At 46.7% G+C, this 15,022-nt stretch carries 19 protein-coding genes; all 19 read left to right on the top strand.

The genetic code is table 11. The features are described 5' to 3' along the window. Positions 1–38 precede the first annotated feature (38 nt). The 19 genes from ACVLR6_RS06425 to ACVLR6_RS06515 all read left to right on the top strand — a co-directional run bounded on the left by ACVLR6_RS06425 (position 39) and on the right by ACVLR6_RS06515 (position 14,998). Positions 39–1,052, top strand: a complete 1,014-nt coding sequence (locus ACVLR6_RS06425) for an aminoglycoside phosphotransferase family protein (protein WP_455996073.1) — start codon at positions 39–41, stop codon at positions 1,050–1,052. Next, positions 1,052–1,741: an N-acetylmuramate alpha-1-phosphate uridylyltransferase MurU gene (murU, locus tag ACVLR6_RS06430; protein WP_171431954.1), complete on the top strand. Its 690-nt coding sequence runs from the start codon at positions 1,052–1,054 to the stop codon at positions 1,739–1,741. The genes ACVLR6_RS06425 and murU overlap by 1 nt, the downstream gene beginning before the upstream one ends. An 86-nt stretch (positions 1,742–1,827) precedes the next feature. Continuing rightward, positions 1,828–2,460: a 16S rRNA (guanine(527)-N(7))-methyltransferase RsmG gene (gene rsmG, locus ACVLR6_RS06435; protein WP_455996075.1), complete on the top strand. Its 633-nt coding sequence runs from the start codon at positions 1,828–1,830 to the stop codon at positions 2,458–2,460. A gap of 24 nt (positions 2,461–2,484) precedes the next feature. Then, positions 2,485–3,267 carry a ParA family protein gene (locus ACVLR6_RS06440; protein WP_005177476.1) on the top strand — a complete coding sequence of 261 codons (783 nt, stop codon included), beginning with the start codon at positions 2,485–2,487 and terminating at the stop codon, positions 3,265–3,267. Continuing rightward, the gene (locus ACVLR6_RS06445; RefSeq protein WP_005177477.1) at positions 3,264–4,151 is read left to right on the top strand and encodes a ParB/RepB/Spo0J family partition protein; all 888 of its coding nucleotides are present in this window, start codon (positions 3,264–3,266) and stop codon (positions 4,149–4,151) included. The genes ACVLR6_RS06440 and ACVLR6_RS06445 overlap by 4 nt, the downstream gene beginning before the upstream one ends. Positions 4,152–4,182: 31 nt before the next feature. After that, on the top strand, positions 4,183–4,815 hold the full coding sequence (locus tag ACVLR6_RS06450; RefSeq protein ID WP_005177480.1) for a MotA/TolQ/ExbB proton channel family protein: 633 nt from the start codon (positions 4,183–4,185) through the stop codon (positions 4,813–4,815). 8 nt (positions 4,816–4,823) lie between these two features. Beyond that, positions 4,824–5,246 carry an ExbD/TolR family protein gene (locus ACVLR6_RS06455; protein WP_005177483.1) on the top strand — a complete coding sequence of 141 codons (423 nt, stop codon included), beginning with the start codon at positions 4,824–4,826 and terminating at the stop codon, positions 5,244–5,246. Then, entirely contained in the window at positions 5,246–6,970 is a 1,725-nt protein-coding gene (msbA, locus tag ACVLR6_RS06460) for a lipid A export permease/ATP-binding protein MsbA (RefSeq protein ID WP_180006535.1), read from the top strand. Before ACVLR6_RS06455 ends, msbA begins: the two co-directional genes overlap by 1 nt. A gap of 6 nt (positions 6,971–6,976) precedes the next feature. Next, on the top strand, positions 6,977–7,993 hold the full coding sequence (gene lpxK / locus ACVLR6_RS06465) for a tetraacyldisaccharide 4'-kinase (protein ID WP_455996077.1): 1,017 nt from the start codon (positions 6,977–6,979) through the stop codon (positions 7,991–7,993). Continuing rightward, a complete protein-coding gene (gene kdsB, locus ACVLR6_RS06470; RefSeq protein WP_104472237.1) occupies positions 7,990–8,754 on the top strand; it encodes a 3-deoxy-manno-octulosonate cytidylyltransferase in 765 nt (254 codons plus the stop codon). The genes lpxK and kdsB overlap by 4 nt, the downstream gene beginning before the upstream one ends. 8 nt (positions 8,755–8,762) lie before the next feature. Continuing rightward, the gene (locus ACVLR6_RS06475) at positions 8,763–9,746 is read left to right on the top strand and encodes a DNA polymerase III subunit delta' (RefSeq protein ID WP_075166783.1); all 984 of its coding nucleotides are present in this window, start codon (positions 8,763–8,765) and stop codon (positions 9,744–9,746) included. A gap of 11 nt (positions 9,747–9,757) precedes the next feature. After that, entirely contained in the window at positions 9,758–10,099 is a 342-nt protein-coding gene (locus tag ACVLR6_RS06480; protein ID WP_005177501.1) for a PilZ domain-containing protein, read from the top strand. Positions 10,100–10,128: 29 nt separating this feature from the next. Then, entirely contained in the window at positions 10,129–10,902 is a 774-nt protein-coding gene (locus tag ACVLR6_RS06485) for a TatD family hydrolase (RefSeq protein WP_005177502.1), read from the top strand. A 60-nt stretch (positions 10,903–10,962) separates the two neighbouring features. Continuing rightward, on the top strand, positions 10,963–11,577 hold the full coding sequence (locus ACVLR6_RS06490) for a TetR/AcrR family transcriptional regulator (RefSeq protein ID WP_075166784.1): 615 nt from the start codon (positions 10,963–10,965) through the stop codon (positions 11,575–11,577). Between the two features lie 5 nt (positions 11,578–11,582). Beyond that, entirely contained in the window at positions 11,583–12,155 is a 573-nt protein-coding gene (locus ACVLR6_RS06495) for a type II secretion system protein (RefSeq protein ID WP_455996079.1), read from the top strand. Positions 12,156–12,297: 142 nt separating this feature from the next. Further along, on the top strand, positions 12,298–12,642 hold the full coding sequence (locus ACVLR6_RS06500) for a type II secretion system protein (RefSeq protein WP_242898261.1): 345 nt from the start codon (positions 12,298–12,300) through the stop codon (positions 12,640–12,642). Then, positions 12,639–13,274, top strand: a complete 636-nt coding sequence (gene gspJ, locus ACVLR6_RS06505; RefSeq protein ID WP_104472233.1) for a type II secretion system minor pseudopilin GspJ — start codon at positions 12,639–12,641, stop codon at positions 13,272–13,274. The genes ACVLR6_RS06500 and gspJ overlap by 4 nt, the downstream gene beginning before the upstream one ends. Before the next feature lie 20 nt (positions 13,275–13,294). Next, positions 13,295–14,254: a type II secretion system minor pseudopilin GspK gene (gspK, locus tag ACVLR6_RS06510; RefSeq protein WP_171296439.1), complete on the top strand. Its 960-nt coding sequence runs from the start codon at positions 13,295–13,297 to the stop codon at positions 14,252–14,254. A gap of 147 nt (positions 14,255–14,401) precedes the next feature. Beyond that, on the top strand, positions 14,402–14,998 hold the full coding sequence (locus ACVLR6_RS06515) for a 6-pyruvoyl trahydropterin synthase family protein (protein WP_005177512.1): 597 nt from the start codon (positions 14,402–14,404) through the stop codon (positions 14,996–14,998). Positions 14,999–15,022 lie beyond the last annotated feature (24 nt).

Raw genomic sequence — 15,022 nt, forward strand, 5'->3', positions numbered from 1 at the left:
CACTTTAAAAACTCAGCCTGTATTAGAATTTATTGCAAATGAATACACAACGTGAACAATTGATACAAACATGGATTACATCTGTACTCGGTTCAGATCAATTTGAAACTCATTTTTTAGCAGGCGATGCAAGCTTCCGTCGTTATGCACGAATCAAATTGAATAATAAAACATTTATGCTGATGGATGCACCACCAGAAAAAGAAGATTGTGGTCCTTTTGTGACGATTGATGAATTTTTTGATGCGCATGGTGTACGCGTGCCGCATATCATCGCCAAAGATCTGCAGCAGGGCTTTTTGCTACTGGAAGATTTTGGTGATGTATTGCTCTCGACCTTGTTAAATGAACAGACTGTCGATGACTACTATGCACAAAGCTTTAAGCAGCTGATCCAATTGCAGTCCATTGCTGGCGAAGGCCATTTCCCGGACTATTCCTATGAAAAACTGATCAGTGAAATGGAGCTGCTCACCGACTGGATGTTGCCCTCATTACAGATTCAGCCAACCGCAGAAGAGAGCGCGTTAATCAAGCGTACCTTTGCTATTCTGGCCAATGCGGCTTTGGCCCAGCCACAAGTGATTGTACATCGTGATTTTCACAGCCGGAACCTGATGAAAATTGCAGGTGAGACCGAACTTGGGGTGATTGATTTTCAGGATGCGGTAATTGGCGCCGATACCTATGATCTGATTTCAATTACCCGTGATGCCTACGTGCAGTGGAATGCAGATCGTGTCTATCGCTGGTTTAAAACCTTTTATGATTTGCTGCCGGAAAGCGCCAAGCAGGAGCGTGATTTTGAGCAGTTCAAGAAAGACGCCGACCTGATGGCGGTTCAGCGTCATATCAAGATTCTGGGTATTTTTGTGCGCCTGTTCGAGCGTGATGGCAAATCGGGTTACTTAAAAGATTTGCCGCGCGTGATGTGGTATCTACTGGAAGAATCGCAGCCTTATGCCGAATTGCAGCCTTTTATGCAGTTTATTCGTGAAAAAGTTATGCCGGCATTTGAAGCCAAATATGGCCGTTATGAGGTAGCTGCCTGATGAAAGCCATGATTCTTGCTGCTGGTTTAGGTAACCGGATGCGTCCTTTAACCTTGCATACGCCTAAACCCTTGCTGGAAGTGGGCGGTAAGCCGCTAATTGTCTGGCATATCGAAAAACTGCAGCGCATTGGCGTAACCGAAATTGTGATCAATACCGCCTGGCTGGGTGAAAAACTGGCTCAGGCTTTGGGGGATGGCAGCCAGTTTGGCGTTAATATTCTCTGGTCGCATGAAGGCGAAGGTCTGGAAACCGCAGGCGGGATTATTAACGCGCTGCCGCTGCTCGGCAATGAGCCCTTTATTCTGGTCAATGGCGATGTCTGGACCACCATGGATTTTGCGCCATTATTGTCGGTACAACTACAGGAACAGCTGGCGCATCTGGTGCTGGTAGAGAATCCGGCACAGCATCCGCAAGGCGATTTCACCTTATCGGAACAAAAAGCCTATACCTTTGATCAGGAAAAATCCGGTGAAAATCTGACCTATAGCGGTATTGCCGTGATTGATCCGCAGATGTTCCAGGGCCTGGAAGGTGGCAAGCGTCCACTGGCACCGTTATTGAAACAGGCCATGCAGGATGAAAAAATTGCCGCCAGCAAATTGCAGGGTGTCTGGGTAGATGTTGGCACTCCTGAGCGATTAAATGCACTGGATCAACAAATTCAGCAAGGTGTGTACGCTTAAGTGCATATTCACTAAGCACTCGCTGCTGTGACTTGGCAGATAAATCGGTATACTTTCAGCTAACTTTTTCGAGACGTTCATTGTTTATGCATACGTTTTTTCAGGAACTCAAGCAGGGTAGTCAGGCCTTGGGTTTAGAGCTCAGCGATGAGACTTTAAATTTATTACTCCAATATCAAGATGCTTTGGTGCTATGGAACAAAGCGTATAACTTGACCGCAATTCGTGATCCGAAAGAAATGCTGGTCAAGCATTTGCTCGACAGCCTGAGTATTCTCAAAGATTTACCTGCCGGCCGTTTGCTGGACATTGGTACCGGTGGCGGTATGCCGGGCATGATCATTGCCTTATGTCAGCCGGAACGTCAGTGCGTGTTGCTGGACTCGAATGGCAAAAAAATCCGTTTCTTGAAGCAGTTTATTGCCGATCTGAAACTGCAAAACGTGGTGGTGGTCCAAACCCGAGTCGAAAATGAAGACAGTATCCGTGAGTTAGGCCAGTTTGATGTCATCACCAGCCGTGCCTTTGCATCTCTGACCGATTTTGTGGCGGCATCAAAACCGTTTATGCATGGACAGAGTATTATTGCTTCCATGAAAGGTCTGATTCCGGCCGATGAGGTTGAAGCATTGAAAGATGAGTTCAGCTGTGAAATTATCGAGCTAAAAGTTCCACGTCTGGACGAACAGCGTCATCTACTTTTATTAAAACATATTTAATTCATTCTAAGGATTGGGGTTACCATGGCACAAATTATTGCGATTGCGAACCAGAAAGGTGGTGTCGGTAAAACTACAACCGCAGTAAATTTGGCAGCATCGTTAGCTGTTTTGAAAAAGCGCGTTTTACTTGTGGATATGGATTCACAGGGAAATGCCACGATGGGTTCTGGTATCCAAAAAAACGACCTTCTATATTCCATTACCGATGTGTTGCTGGGCGAAGTGCCAATTGAAACGGCCATTACCAAATCGGAAGTGGGTTATAAGGTTTTAGGTGCAAACCGTGATTTGTCCGGTGTGGAACTGGCTATTGCCGAGCAGGAAGGGCGCGAGTTTATTCTGCGTGATGCACTGGGCGAAATTGAAAAAAGTTTTGACTACATTATTGTCGATTGTGCGCCAAGCTTAAGCTTAATTACCGTGAATGCGCTGGCTGCGGTACAGGGCGTGATGATTCCAATGCAATGTGAATACTATGCGCTGGAAGGTCTGGCCGATTTAACCCAGACCATCGACCGGATTCAGCAGGCTTTAAATCCAGAGCTGGAAATTATTGGTGTGCTGCGAACCATGTACGATGCGCGTAATGCATTAACCCGTGATGTGTCTGAAGAGCTGCAACAGTATTTTGGCAAAAAGCTGTATGACACCGTGATTCCACGTAATGTGCGTCTGGCCGAAGCACCGGCGCATGGTTTGCCTGTAATTTATTTTGAGAAAAGTTCAAAGGGTGCAGTTGCTTACCTGAATCTGGCAGCTGAAATGTTAAAGAAAAGCAAAGTGAAAAAAGGAAGTAAAGCATGACCATAAAAAAACGCGGACTCGCCAAAGGTCGTGGTTTGGATGCCTTACTTGGGTCGATCCAGAAAGAAAAATTACAACTTGAAGCCCAGTCTTTGGATCATGGTCAGCTAAAACAGATTGATGTGCATTTATTAAAACGGGGTGAATATCAGCCACGCCGTTTTATCCATGAACAGGACTTACAGGAACTTGCCGCCTCGATTGAAAAACACGGGGTCATGCAACCGATTGTGATTCGTCCGATTGATGACGAACAGCATCCGTATGAAATTATTGCTGGTGAACGTCGCTGGCGTGCCGCACAGCTGGCGGGACTCACCGAAGTTCCGGCAATTGTCCGTGACCTGACCGATCAGGTGGCGATTGCACTGGCTTTAATTGAAAATATTCAGCGTCAGGATCTGAATCCGATTGATCAGGCCATGGCCTTGCAGCGCTTCCATGACGAGTTTGGTCTGAGCCATCAGGAAATTGCCGACACCGTCGGTAAGGCACGAACTACGGTCAGTAACCTGTTGCGTTTGTTGACTTTAACTGAAGAAGTTAAAGACCTGATGCAGCAAGGGCTGCTGGATATGGGCCATGCGCGCGCCATTTTGACCTTAAAAGCCAAAGATCAGCTGAAAGTGGCTGAACTGGTGATTGAAAAGAGTTTGTCGGTCCGTCAGACCGAACAGCTGGTGCGTGACTGGAGCGCACCAAAAACAGAAAAACCAAAAGCAGAACCGGCACCGGATATTCAGCAACTGACACAACGTCTGTCAGAGCGTTTCAGTGCCAATGTCAAAATTGATCATAACAAGCAGGGTAAGGGGAAGCTGGTGATCAGCTATCACTCCTTAGAAGAACTAGATGGTATTTTAAATATCTGCTTGGCTGATTAATTTTTATTGTAGATTTATTGGGGAAAATCGAATGTGGGAATTGGTAAAAGCAGGCGGCTGGCTGATGCTGCCGTTACTGTTGTGCTCTGTGTTTACGCTGGCCATCAGTATTGAACGTTTTTTACGTCTTAAGCGTGCCGGTGTGGTGCCGAAAGCCTTGCAATTACAAACCGGACAGCCGGTGCAAGGCGTGTTACAGCAGTTGCAGCAATCGGAAAATTTACAGCACAGTACTTTGGGCCGAATCTTTATGGCTGGTGCGCAAAATAAACACCAGTCTGAACAGTTTGCGCGTGCGCAGATGGAAGCGACAGCCTCTCAGGAAATTGGCTATCTGGAAAAAAATATTAATTTCCTCGGGACTTTAAGTGCTGTGGCGCCGTTGCTGGGCTTATTGGGGACCGTTCTGGGGATTATTGAATCTTTCCTGATGATTGATATCAGTTCAAGCAATCCGACTTTAATGATTCCGGGGATTTCCAAAGCACTGATTACCACCGCAGCGGGTATGCTGATTGCAGTGCCGGCTTTATTTGCTTACCGTTATTTCCAGCGTCTGGTACAGGAATATGTGGCCGAGCTGGAACAGCAGGCGACATTGTTTCATGCTGCGCTGTTTCATCAAACCCAGATTGTTGATGAAGACATTAAAAAAGCAGGCTAAGGTGACCTATGAAATTCAAACGCTCGCAAGTGGAAGATATTCATATTAACCTGACACCGATGATTGACTGTTTGCTGTTTATTCTGGTGTTCCTGTTACTGTCCACCAGTTTTAACCAGTTTAGCCGGATGAACCTGACCTTGCCGGAAGCGCAAGGGGTGCCACCGAAAGCCTATGACCAGAAAGTCGAGGTGGTGGTCGATGCTTCCGGGCATTATTCGGTCAACGGGCAGGCGCTTTCCAGCAAGGAAGTTGCTGATTTAAATACAGCAATTAAACAAATTTCCAATGATCGACGTGATTTAATGTTTATCATTGCGGCAGACGCGAAAGCTTCTCATCAGGATGTGATTCGTGTCATGGATGTTGCGGGACAACTGGGTTTCGTCAACATTAACATCAGTACGAAAGTACCAACTCGAGGCTATTAGTGAATCCGGATTATAAAGTCTACCTGCGTCTACTCGGTTATTTAAAACCTTTCTGGGGAATCGCGATTCTGGTTGTGGTGGGTTTTGCCATCAATGCGGCGACTGAAGTTTCAGTGGCCAAGTTGCTGGAAAAAATTATTACGGCAATTCAGGAAAAAGACTACACCTTCACCCACCTGTTTCCTTTTCTGGTGGTGTTGCTGATGTTTTTCCGTGGTGTCGGCCTGTTTCTGGGCGGCTACTATACCGCGGTCATTTCACGTAATCTGGTGTTTAATGTGCGCCAGGAAGTATTTGCCAAATTGCTGCGCTTACCGTCGCAGTATTATCTGGACAATACCAGTGGCCACATTACTGCCAAAATCATGTATAACGTGGAGCAACTGACAGCGGCCTCCACCGAATCTTTACGTACCTTGCTGCAACAGGGTTTAATTACCATCGCCTTGCTTGGTTACCTGTTTTATAGCAACTGGCGTTTGACCATCTGTATCCTGATTTTTGCCCCGCTGATTGGCCTGTTAATCCGGAAAGCCGCCAAGCGTATGCGTAAGCTGTCAATTCAGGTGCAGGATACCATGGGTGATGTGAACCATGTGGTGCAGGAAACCGTTAACGGCAATCTGGTGGTGAAAGGTTTTGCCGGTCATCAATACGAGCAGGAACGCTTTAAACAGAACTCACTGGAAAACTTGCGCCGCGGCCTGAAAATGGTAGCTGTGCAGCAGCTAAACAGCCCGGTGGTACAGCTGATCATGTCGATTGCACTTTCCATTGTGATCTGGATTGCGCTGCGCCCGGAAATTTTACGTGACACCTCAGCTGGTGAATTTGTGGCCTATATTACTGCCGCTGGTATGCTGAGCAAGCCAATTAAAGCGCTAACCGATATCAACGAAAAACTGCAACGCGGTATGGCGGCGGCGCATTCAGTATTTGAACTGCTGGATATGCCGGAAGAAAAAAATACTGGTACCTTAACTCCAGCCTTAAAAGGCAATATTGAATTTGATCAGGCCAATCTGGTCTATGCCGATGGCCATCATGCCATTCATGACTTTAGCCTGAATGTTAAAGCCGGTGAAACCGTGGCACTGGTCGGACGTTCAGGGGCGGGCAAAAGCTCACTGGTTAATTTGCTGGTGCGTTTTCAGGAATTATCTTCAGGCCAGATCAAGCTGGATGGGCTGGATATTCATCAGATTGAACTGAATAGCCTGCGTACCCAAATTGCCATGGTGAATCAGCAGGTGGTGCTGTTTAACCGTACCGTGCGTGAAAATATTGCGTATGGTCAGCTGGAAGGTGCCTCGGATGAAGAGATTATCGCGGCGGCTAAAGCGGCGTATGCGCATGATTTTATTATGGCCTTACCACAAGGCTATGACACACCACTCGGTGCGCAGGGTTTAAACCTGTCCGGTGGTCAGCGTCAGCGTATCGCGATTGCCCGTGCTATTTTGAAAAATGCACCGATCCTGATTCTGGATGAAGCGACCAGTGCATTAGACAATGAATCTGAATACTTTATTCAACGTGCCTTTGATGCAGCGATGCAGAATCGTACCACCATTGTCATTGCACACCGTTTATCTACCATTGAAAATGCCGACCGTATTGTTGTGATGGATCAAGGGCGTATTATTGAACAGGGTACCCATCAGGAACTGTTAAACCAGCAGGGTGCTTATTATCAGTTGCATCAGCGCAATTTCGAGGAATAATCAGCCATGTCATTTGCACAATTCATTCAGGACGCTTGGAACAAGCAAGCCAAATGGTTGGTTGTGCTACGGCCGTTGGCGCTGTTATATCGTGGTGGCAGTGTGCTGAATCAGAAGCTGTATGCTTCGGGGATGAAAGCAGCCTATACCGCACCAGTGCCGGTGATGGTGATTGGCAACATTACCGTAGGCGGTAGCGGCAAAACGCCGCTGCTGATTCATCTGGTTAATTATCTGCATAGCCTGAATGTGCGTGTTGGCGTAATTAGCCGCGGCTATGGCGGCAAAGGCCCATTCCCGACCTATGTTGATTTTGAATCGACGCCGGACATGGTCGGCGATGAACCCTGTCTGATTGTACAATCTACCGGTGCGCCAATGGCGGTCGGTGCCAATCGTCAGCAGAGTATTGAATTGCTGCTGTCCAGACATGAACTGGACCTGATTATCAGTGATGATGGTTTGCAACATCTGGCGCTCAATCGCCAATTGGAATGGATTGTGCTGGACAATAACCGCGGTCTGGGCAATGAAAAAATTCTGCCTGAAGGTTATTTGCGAGAGCCGAAAAGCCGCCTGAATACAGCAACCGTGATTGAACATGCGGCACAGCCAAGTTCAGCGCTGAATATGCATCTGGAAGTGGCTGAGCCTTATTTACTTAATGCCATAGAGGGTAAGGTGTTTAATCCGCAAGATGCTTTTTATGCCGTGGTTGGGATTGGTTTTCCGCAGCGTTTTTATCGCACCTTAGAGTCGATGGGCATCCAGCAATTCCAGTGCCACGAATTTCCAGATCATCATGATTATGAAATTGATGACTTGCAGTTTGAAGATCATCAACCGATTATTACCACCGAAAAAGATGCGGTGAAAATTTTGCCCTTGCTGAAACAGTATCCTGATTTTAACCGGGAAATCTGGGTGGTGCCGGTTGAAGCGGTATTGTCACCTGCTTGTTATCAGGTTTTGCATCAACAGTTAGCGCAACTGGGTTTGACCCTGAATGAAGGACAGTTATGAAACACATCGTTATTCCTGCACGTTTTGCCAGTTCACGCTTACCGGGTAAGCCCTTACTTGAAATTCATGGCCGTCCCATGATTTTACGGGTGGTGGATCAGGCCAAAAAAGTTGAAGGTTTTGATGACTTATGTGTGGCGACAGATGATGTGCGTATTGCCGATGTCTGCCGCGCTGAAGGGGTGGATGTGGTCTTGACTTCAGCGGATCATCCTTCTGGGACTGACCGTTTAAGTGAAGTAGCGCGGATTAAAGGCTGGGCCAGTGATGACATTATTGTCAATGTGCAAGGTGATGAACCTTTGTTGCCCGCGCAGCTGGTGAAACAGGTGGCGCAGCTCTTGGTTGATCAGCCCGGCTGTTCGATGTCGACACTGTGTGAACCGATTCATGCACTGGATGAGTTCCAGCGTGACAGCATTGTCAAAGTGGTGATGTCCAAGCACAATCAGGCTTTGTATTTTAGCCGCGCGACCATTCCTTATGATCGTGACGGGGCGAAAAATGCCGTGCCGCAATTGCATGATCAGGCTTATCGTCATTTGGGCCTGTATGCCTATCGGGTAAAACTGTTACAGGAATATGTGACTTGGGACATGGGTTTACTGGAGCGTCTGGAAAGTCTGGAGCAGCTGCGGGTGCTGGAAAATGGACATCGGATTGCGATTGCCGTGGCTGAAGCCAATTTACCGCCGGGTGTCGATACCCAGGAAGATCTGGATCGTCTGAATGCGCTTGATCTTGCACATTTTGAATCGTAGAGCTGGCCATGCAGAATGAAGTGACTGCGCAGATTTATCCCTGGCAGCAAACAGTTTGGGATACACTAACGGGCAGATTTCCCCAGTTGGGCCATGGACTGCTGTTCTATGGCAAAAAAGGCTGTGGCAAAGAAGCTTTTGCGCAGCAGTTTCTGGCCTGGATTTTGTGCCAGCATCGTCATGAGCGCAATCTGCCCTGTGGTGAGTGCGGCAGTTGTCAATGGTTAAAATCAGATACGCATCCGAATTATGTTTATATCACGATCGATGAAGAGAATAAAAAACAAAACGCGAAAATTAAGATCGAGAAGATCCGTGATTTATTACCATTTGTGCAACAAACCGTAGATGGCTGGCGGGTTATTGTGATTGAGCCGGCAGAAGCCTTGAATATTGCCTCTGCCAATGCCTTGCTGAAAACACTGGAAGAACCCGGCGAGCGGGTGGTGATTATCCTGCTGGCCGATCATTACCTAAAGCTGCCCGCGACTATTCGCAGTCGTTTACAGCATTTTGCCCTTGACCGGATTGCTCCGGAACTGGCCCATGATTTTTTAAGCCAGCACTTGCCGGAAAGCAGCGAGCAGCAAAAACAGCTGCTGATGAACCTGTCCAATCAGATGCCGCTGCAAGCCATTCAGGTGGCCGAGCAGGACTGGTTCTTTAAGCGCGCTGACTTTGTGCAAGACTGGCAAAAATTGGTCAGTCAAAAAAATATGCCGATGGCAATTGCGACCAAGTGGAATAAAGAGCTGAGTTTTAGTGAATTTGGTCAGATGTTTGAATACTTGTTGTCAGATTTGATTTGTGTCAAGCTAAATCAACCGGTGAAAAACATCGACCTGACACTAAGCGCGCTGGCCGAGCAGTATTCGCTGGAAGCATTATTTGATATTTATAGTGATATACAACAATCAAAACAGATGACAGAGCAGAATGTTCAAAGCAATCTGATTCTTGATCAGCTGTGTATAAAATTGATGAATCTTTAAGGGGAAACAGTATGCAGCCACGTATGGGCGGAATTATCCAGGCCAATATTCCAGATCTAGAAACGCTCTATTTAAGTTATATGCCCTATGTGGTCGATGGCGGACTGTTTATTCCTTCCAAGCAACCGGTGCAGATGGGCGAAGAAATCTTTGTACTGGCGACCTTGCCGGAACAATCACAAAAAATTCCACTGACCGGTAAAGTAATCTGGATTTCACAAAAACAGAATGGGGTGAAATTACAGGGCTTTGGTATTCAACTCAGTGGTGAAAAGGGTCTGTATTACAAAGCAGAAGCAGAAAGACTACTGGCAGGACTTAAGTCTTCAAATCGAAACAGTTACACTATGTAGTCTGTTCTAAGTTGTTGTAGGAAACGCCTGTGTTTGTAGATACGCATTGTCATTTAACCATGCTCGATTTAACTCCGTATGATGGAAATCTGGATCTGGCATTGGCGCAGGCGCGAGAAGCCGGCGTATCTAAATTTATGAGTATTTCGGTCGATCTGGATGACCATATCGAACTGGCAAAAATTGCCGCACGTCATGCAGATGTCGGTTATACCGTGGGTGTGCATCCTTGTGAAGATGCGGCCACCATGGCGCGTGCCACCACTGACTATCTGGTCGAGCTGGCACAACCGGAAAAAGTCTGGGCGCTGGGGGAAACCGGGCTGGATTATTATCACAGTACCGATTTTATTGCCGAGCAGAAAGACTGTTTTGCCCGCCATATCCATGCCTCGCAAATCGTAAAAAAACCGGTGGTGGTGCATACCCGTTCAGCCAAGCATGATACGGTTGATATTATCCGCGCAGAAAAATCAACCCATGGGATTTTGCACTGTTTTACCGAAGATTGGGAAACCGCCAAAGCGGTACTGGACTGCGGTTACTATGTCTCTTTCTCGGGTATTGTGTCTTTTAAAAATGCCCAGGATTTACGGGATGTGGCCAAGCAGGTGCCACTAGATCGCGTTCTGATTGAAACTGATTCACCGTATCTGGCACCAATGCCATATCGTGGTAAATCAAATGAACCAAAATATGTCCCATATGTAGCCAAAGCCCTGAGTGATGTATATGATAAGTCACTGGAAGAGATGGCTTTCATAACCATGCAGAATTTTGAAAACCTCTTGAACCAAAAGTAAAAATCTAGAAATTTTTAAAACTGACCGATAAGTGCATAAGAGAGAGTTTATAGGGTGAAGATGGATCGTCAGGCTCAATTTCGAGCAAGAGAAACCTTAATTTTTCAAGTGGCAGAGCAATTGCTATTAGAAAATGGTGAAGCAGGGATGACGCTTGATGCCTTGGCCGCAGAATTGGACCTGGCCAAAGGCACGCTTTATAAACATTTCCAGAGTAAAGACGAGCTGTACATGTTGCTGATTATTCGTAATGAGAACATGCTGCTCGAAATGATCAAGGATGCTGAGAAAAAGTTTCCTGAACATTTGGCCTTCTTTATGCTGCATCACTTGCATCATCCAGAGCGCACGGTACTGTTTCATCAGATTGAAGAGCGCCTGTCGACTACCGGTATGGGCATCAACCATCTGTTTAACGAGCTGTATCAGGTGCGTAAACAGCGCCTGCGTCTGATTATTCGCATGACCGAGCATTATCTGGAATCAATTCAGAGCAAAATGTCGGTGCGTGACTATCTGGCTTCGATCTGGTCCTTGACGCACGGCGCGGCGGCCATTCTAAACTCCAGTTTCTATCAGCGTTACCTGGGTTCACGTGACACCTTGCGCGTGGCCTATATTGACCAGGCACTGGCCTTGCCGAAACAAGTTCAACATCTCGAACAGATCGCTTAAACCTCATGACTAGATCGCATCACTTCTCATCTGTTCGTGGTTTTACACTCATTGAATTGATGGTGGTGATTGTGGTCATGGCCATTGCCGCCTCACTGGTGCTGATGAATATTGGCGGGGTGGACCAGCGCAGCGCCATGCAGGCACGTGAAGTGTTTTTGATGGATGTGAAGAAGCTGCAACGCGAAGCAGACGATCAATCGCGTGTGCTAGCTCTAAATGTTGAAAATGCCACCGATGTGTCACCATTTCGTTATGAAGTTCTGGAATATTTGCCAGCAACCACCGCTACCGACAGTTCAAGCGTCATGCTCAGTCAAACCGCGACCCGCTGGCAAAAATATGCCGAATTTGAGATGCAAAGTTTGCCCGATGGAGTGAGCTTTCAGATCCAGCCTTTACAACACGGATTTGAGAATGCGCAGAATGCCGCCTTGCTGCAAGGCGATGCCCCGAAACTGATCTGGCTCGGTAATGGCGAAGTTAAACCAGTGCGGATTCAGTTTTATTTCGAGCAGCGTCCGGTTGGGGCTGAAATCGAAATTGATCATCTGGGTAAGATCGTGAATGAAGAATAGATTATTTTCAGCGTTCTTGTCGCCTGATCTGCAAAAACTAGGCCGGCTTTTCTCCAACTGTTCAACATCCGCGTACCGATTACGAGCACATCCGCATCAGACCCGATTCAAGCGTATTGCCGGTTTTACCTTGCTGGAAGTAATGGTGGCACTGGCGATTTTTGCTACAGCTGCTATGGCGCTGACTCAAGTGGCCATGCAATATACCCAGTCGACCTCTCATGCCATTTTAAGAACCAAAGCGCAGTTTGTGGCCTTAAACGAACAGGCTCTAATGGAAATCCAGCAGGACTGGCTGACGGGTACGCAATCAAAACAGGTCACCCTGCAAGGTGAAAGCTGGCAAATTGATAAAAGCGCACAGCCGACCATTAGCCCGAATGTGCAGCGGGTAGAAGTGCAGGTCAGCTTATTTAACCCCGATACCGGTCAGGTTGAAGCCGGCATCACCCATTTGGTGTTTTTTAATCATCGGGTGGCGCAATGATTAAGGCTAAACGCGGATTTACTCTGGTCGAGCTGCTGGTGGCCATTGCCATCTTTGCGGTGCTGTCTGCCTTAGGCTGGAAAGTATTTGATTATCTGGTCAAGGTCAAAGACCGTAACCAGTGGCATGAACAGCAGTTAGAAGGATTGCAGGGTGCCTATCAGCAAATTTTACGTGATAGCATTCAGATTGTGCCGCTGACCGCCAACATCAATAATGATATTCAGCCAGCTTTGGTATTACAAAACGGCCGTTTTAATTTTAGCAAGACCGGTGTGACCGATCCTTTGCAGCAGGGCATTGCGCCCACTGAACGGATTGAATATCAGTACCGGGCCGACGAACAAAAACTGTATCGTCTGAAATATGCCAATTTGCATCAGTCCGGGCAGGATCAGCCGGTTTCCAGCGTGTTATTGGGCGATGTTAGCCAATTTCAGGTCAGTGTGCTGAATCCGCAGGAACTGAGTAACTGGCCAGACAGCAGTATTGACTTAAATGATGATCAACAAAAACGCAAACTGCCAAAAGGCATTAAAATAAATTTAACCGTACAAGATGTACAATATGAATGGATTTTTAGCCTGTTAAATACTGACTTCCTGAAATCAGACAATAAAACCACATCATAAGACAGGCAGTGAATGGGGCAATGAGACAGAACATAAAACAGCAACAGGGTATTGCGCTAATCACCATTTTAATGATGGTGGCATTGGCCACCATTTTGGCGGCGACCATTGCCAAACGTCAGGCCTATACAGCAGAAAGTACCGCTTATTTAATGCGGCAGAACCAGTCCTTGCTCTATGCCAAAAGTGCCGAAGCCTTCTTTGCTGAATTGCTCAAAGATGATGCTGAAAATGCTGCCGAGGTCGATCATCTGCAAGAGAACTGGGCCCAGCCAATGCCAGCTTTTCCTGTTGATGATGGTTTTGTGGCGGGTGTGTTGAGTGATGAATCGGGGAAGTTCAATTTAAATGCCTTGCTGAATGACAATGGCAATGTTAATGAAAATGCCAAACTGTATTTTGAACGGCTGCTGGTGCGTGTTGGCTTGCCTGCCCAAATCAGTGAAGCGGTAATTGACTGGCAAGATGCCGATGATTTACCCATCGGGCCGATGGGTGCCGAGAGTAGCTATTATCAGGGCCTACCTAATGGTTATTTACCTTCAAATTCCCTGTTTTATAGTGTCGAAGAACTGAAACAGGTACGCGGCTTTGAAGAAGGTCAATATCAGCTGTTACTGCCTTATGTCAGTGCTTTGCCGAACCGCAGTACCAGTATCAACATCAATACGGCACCGGCTTTGGTGCTGGCCAGTATTGATGACAAGCTGGATGTGAATCAGATTCAGCAGGTGCTGGAACAGCGTCAGGCCAATCTGGAGCATTTTGCCAATACGCAGGAACTGTGGGAGCTGGATGCCTTTAAACAGGTGGATGCCGCCCTGAAAGCTCAGGTCGGTGCTTTACTGGGGGTACAGTCCAATTACTTTAAGGCAAAAATTGAAGTGATGCTGAGTGAACGCAAACGCCAGTTTAGTAGTGATCTGGTGCGCGATAAAAAAACGGTTTATGTGGCCTATCGCAGCATGGCACCATTTTAAAACACAGCCTTTCAGCGCAATTTTCACTGTGCATAAAGCGAGATAGGTTTTAGCTATCAAGTTAAACAGCAAATTTAATGCTTATTCCTTTAATTTTGCTTTATAATTAATAGTCGATTCACAAATAATCTGGCCTGATCGGGACACATGTTAATTCGTAAGTTATTTAAGTTTGAAAATGCTCATATTGTGCGTAACTGCACTTCAGACCGCTGTAAACGTTCAATACACGGCCATAGCTATAAAGTTGAGCTGTTACTTAAGGCAACGAAATTAGATCATGGTCAAATGGTCTATGATTTTGGCTTGCTAAAAGGTGTGATTAAAGAAATTTTTGATTCTTTCGATCATGCGATCTGTTTCTGGCAACAGGACAATCCGGATTATATTCAGGCCTGCCAAAACTTCAGTGCACGCTGGGTCTCTTTACCAGTATCGCCATCTGCCGAGCAGTTTTCCCGTATTTTCTTCTTTCTGGCGCAGCAGGTGCTGGCCTCAACCATCACCCAGAATGGTGAAGGTGATGTTGAAGTCTATTCGGTAATTGTGCATGAAACCGATACCGGTTATGCGCAAAGCTTTTTAGAAGATATTGAAAACGAACAAATGGGACGGCTTGCCCTGGATCAGATCGAGTTTTCAGCGCAGGTGCGCGCGGAATGGTCAGATCCCGAGATGTATGAAAAATTGAAACAGGGTATTAAATTCCAAAACCCAAGCGTAGATTTACAGGTTAAACTCTAATACACACATCCTGACATGGATATA

Source organism: Acinetobacter sp. T63 (assembly GCF_053852345.1).

Bases quoted from the DNA above. Each gene is read 5' to 3' on its own strand.
- ACVLR6_RS06425 (WP_455996073.1), top strand. From the start codon at position 39: ATGAATACACAACGTGAACAATTGATACAAACATGGATTACATCTGTA.
- kdsB (WP_104472237.1), top strand. From the start codon at position 7,990: ATGAAACACATCGTTATTCCTGCACGTTTTGCCAGTTCACGCTTACCG.
- ACVLR6_RS06475 (WP_075166783.1), top strand. From the start codon at position 8,763: ATGCAGAATGAAGTGACTGCGCAGATTTATCCCTGGCAGCAAACAGTT.
- ACVLR6_RS06500 (WP_242898261.1), top strand. From the start codon at position 12,298: ATGGTGGCACTGGCGATTTTTGCTACAGCTGCTATGGCGCTGACTCAA.
- lpxK (WP_455996077.1), top strand. From the start codon at position 6,977: ATGTCATTTGCACAATTCATTCAGGACGCTTGGAACAAGCAAGCCAAA.
- gspK (WP_171296439.1), top strand. From the start codon at position 13,295: ATGAGACAGAACATAAAACAGCAACAGGGTATTGCGCTAATCACCATT.
- ACVLR6_RS06495 (WP_455996079.1), top strand. From the start codon at position 11,583: ATGACTAGATCGCATCACTTCTCATCTGTTCGTGGTTTTACACTCATT.
- ACVLR6_RS06490 (WP_075166784.1), top strand. From the start codon at position 10,963: ATGGATCGTCAGGCTCAATTTCGAGCAAGAGAAACCTTAATTTTTCAA.
- rsmG (WP_455996075.1), top strand. From the start codon at position 1,828: ATGCATACGTTTTTTCAGGAACTCAAGCAGGGTAGTCAGGCCTTGGGT.
- murU (WP_171431954.1), top strand. From the start codon at position 1,052: ATGAAAGCCATGATTCTTGCTGCTGGTTTAGGTAACCGGATGCGTCCT.
- ACVLR6_RS06480 (WP_005177501.1), top strand. From the start codon at position 9,758: ATGCAGCCACGTATGGGCGGAATTATCCAGGCCAATATTCCAGATCTA.
- ACVLR6_RS06445 (WP_005177477.1), top strand. From the start codon at position 3,264: ATGACCATAAAAAAACGCGGACTCGCCAAAGGTCGTGGTTTGGATGCC.
- ACVLR6_RS06440 (WP_005177476.1), top strand. From the start codon at position 2,485: ATGGCACAAATTATTGCGATTGCGAACCAGAAAGGTGGTGTCGGTAAA.
- ACVLR6_RS06455 (WP_005177483.1), top strand. From the start codon at position 4,824: ATGAAATTCAAACGCTCGCAAGTGGAAGATATTCATATTAACCTGACA.
- gspJ (WP_104472233.1), top strand. From the start codon at position 12,639: ATGATTAAGGCTAAACGCGGATTTACTCTGGTCGAGCTGCTGGTGGCC.
- ACVLR6_RS06515 (WP_005177512.1), top strand. From the start codon at position 14,402: ATGTTAATTCGTAAGTTATTTAAGTTTGAAAATGCTCATATTGTGCGT.
- ACVLR6_RS06450 (WP_005177480.1), top strand. From the start codon at position 4,183: ATGTGGGAATTGGTAAAAGCAGGCGGCTGGCTGATGCTGCCGTTACTG.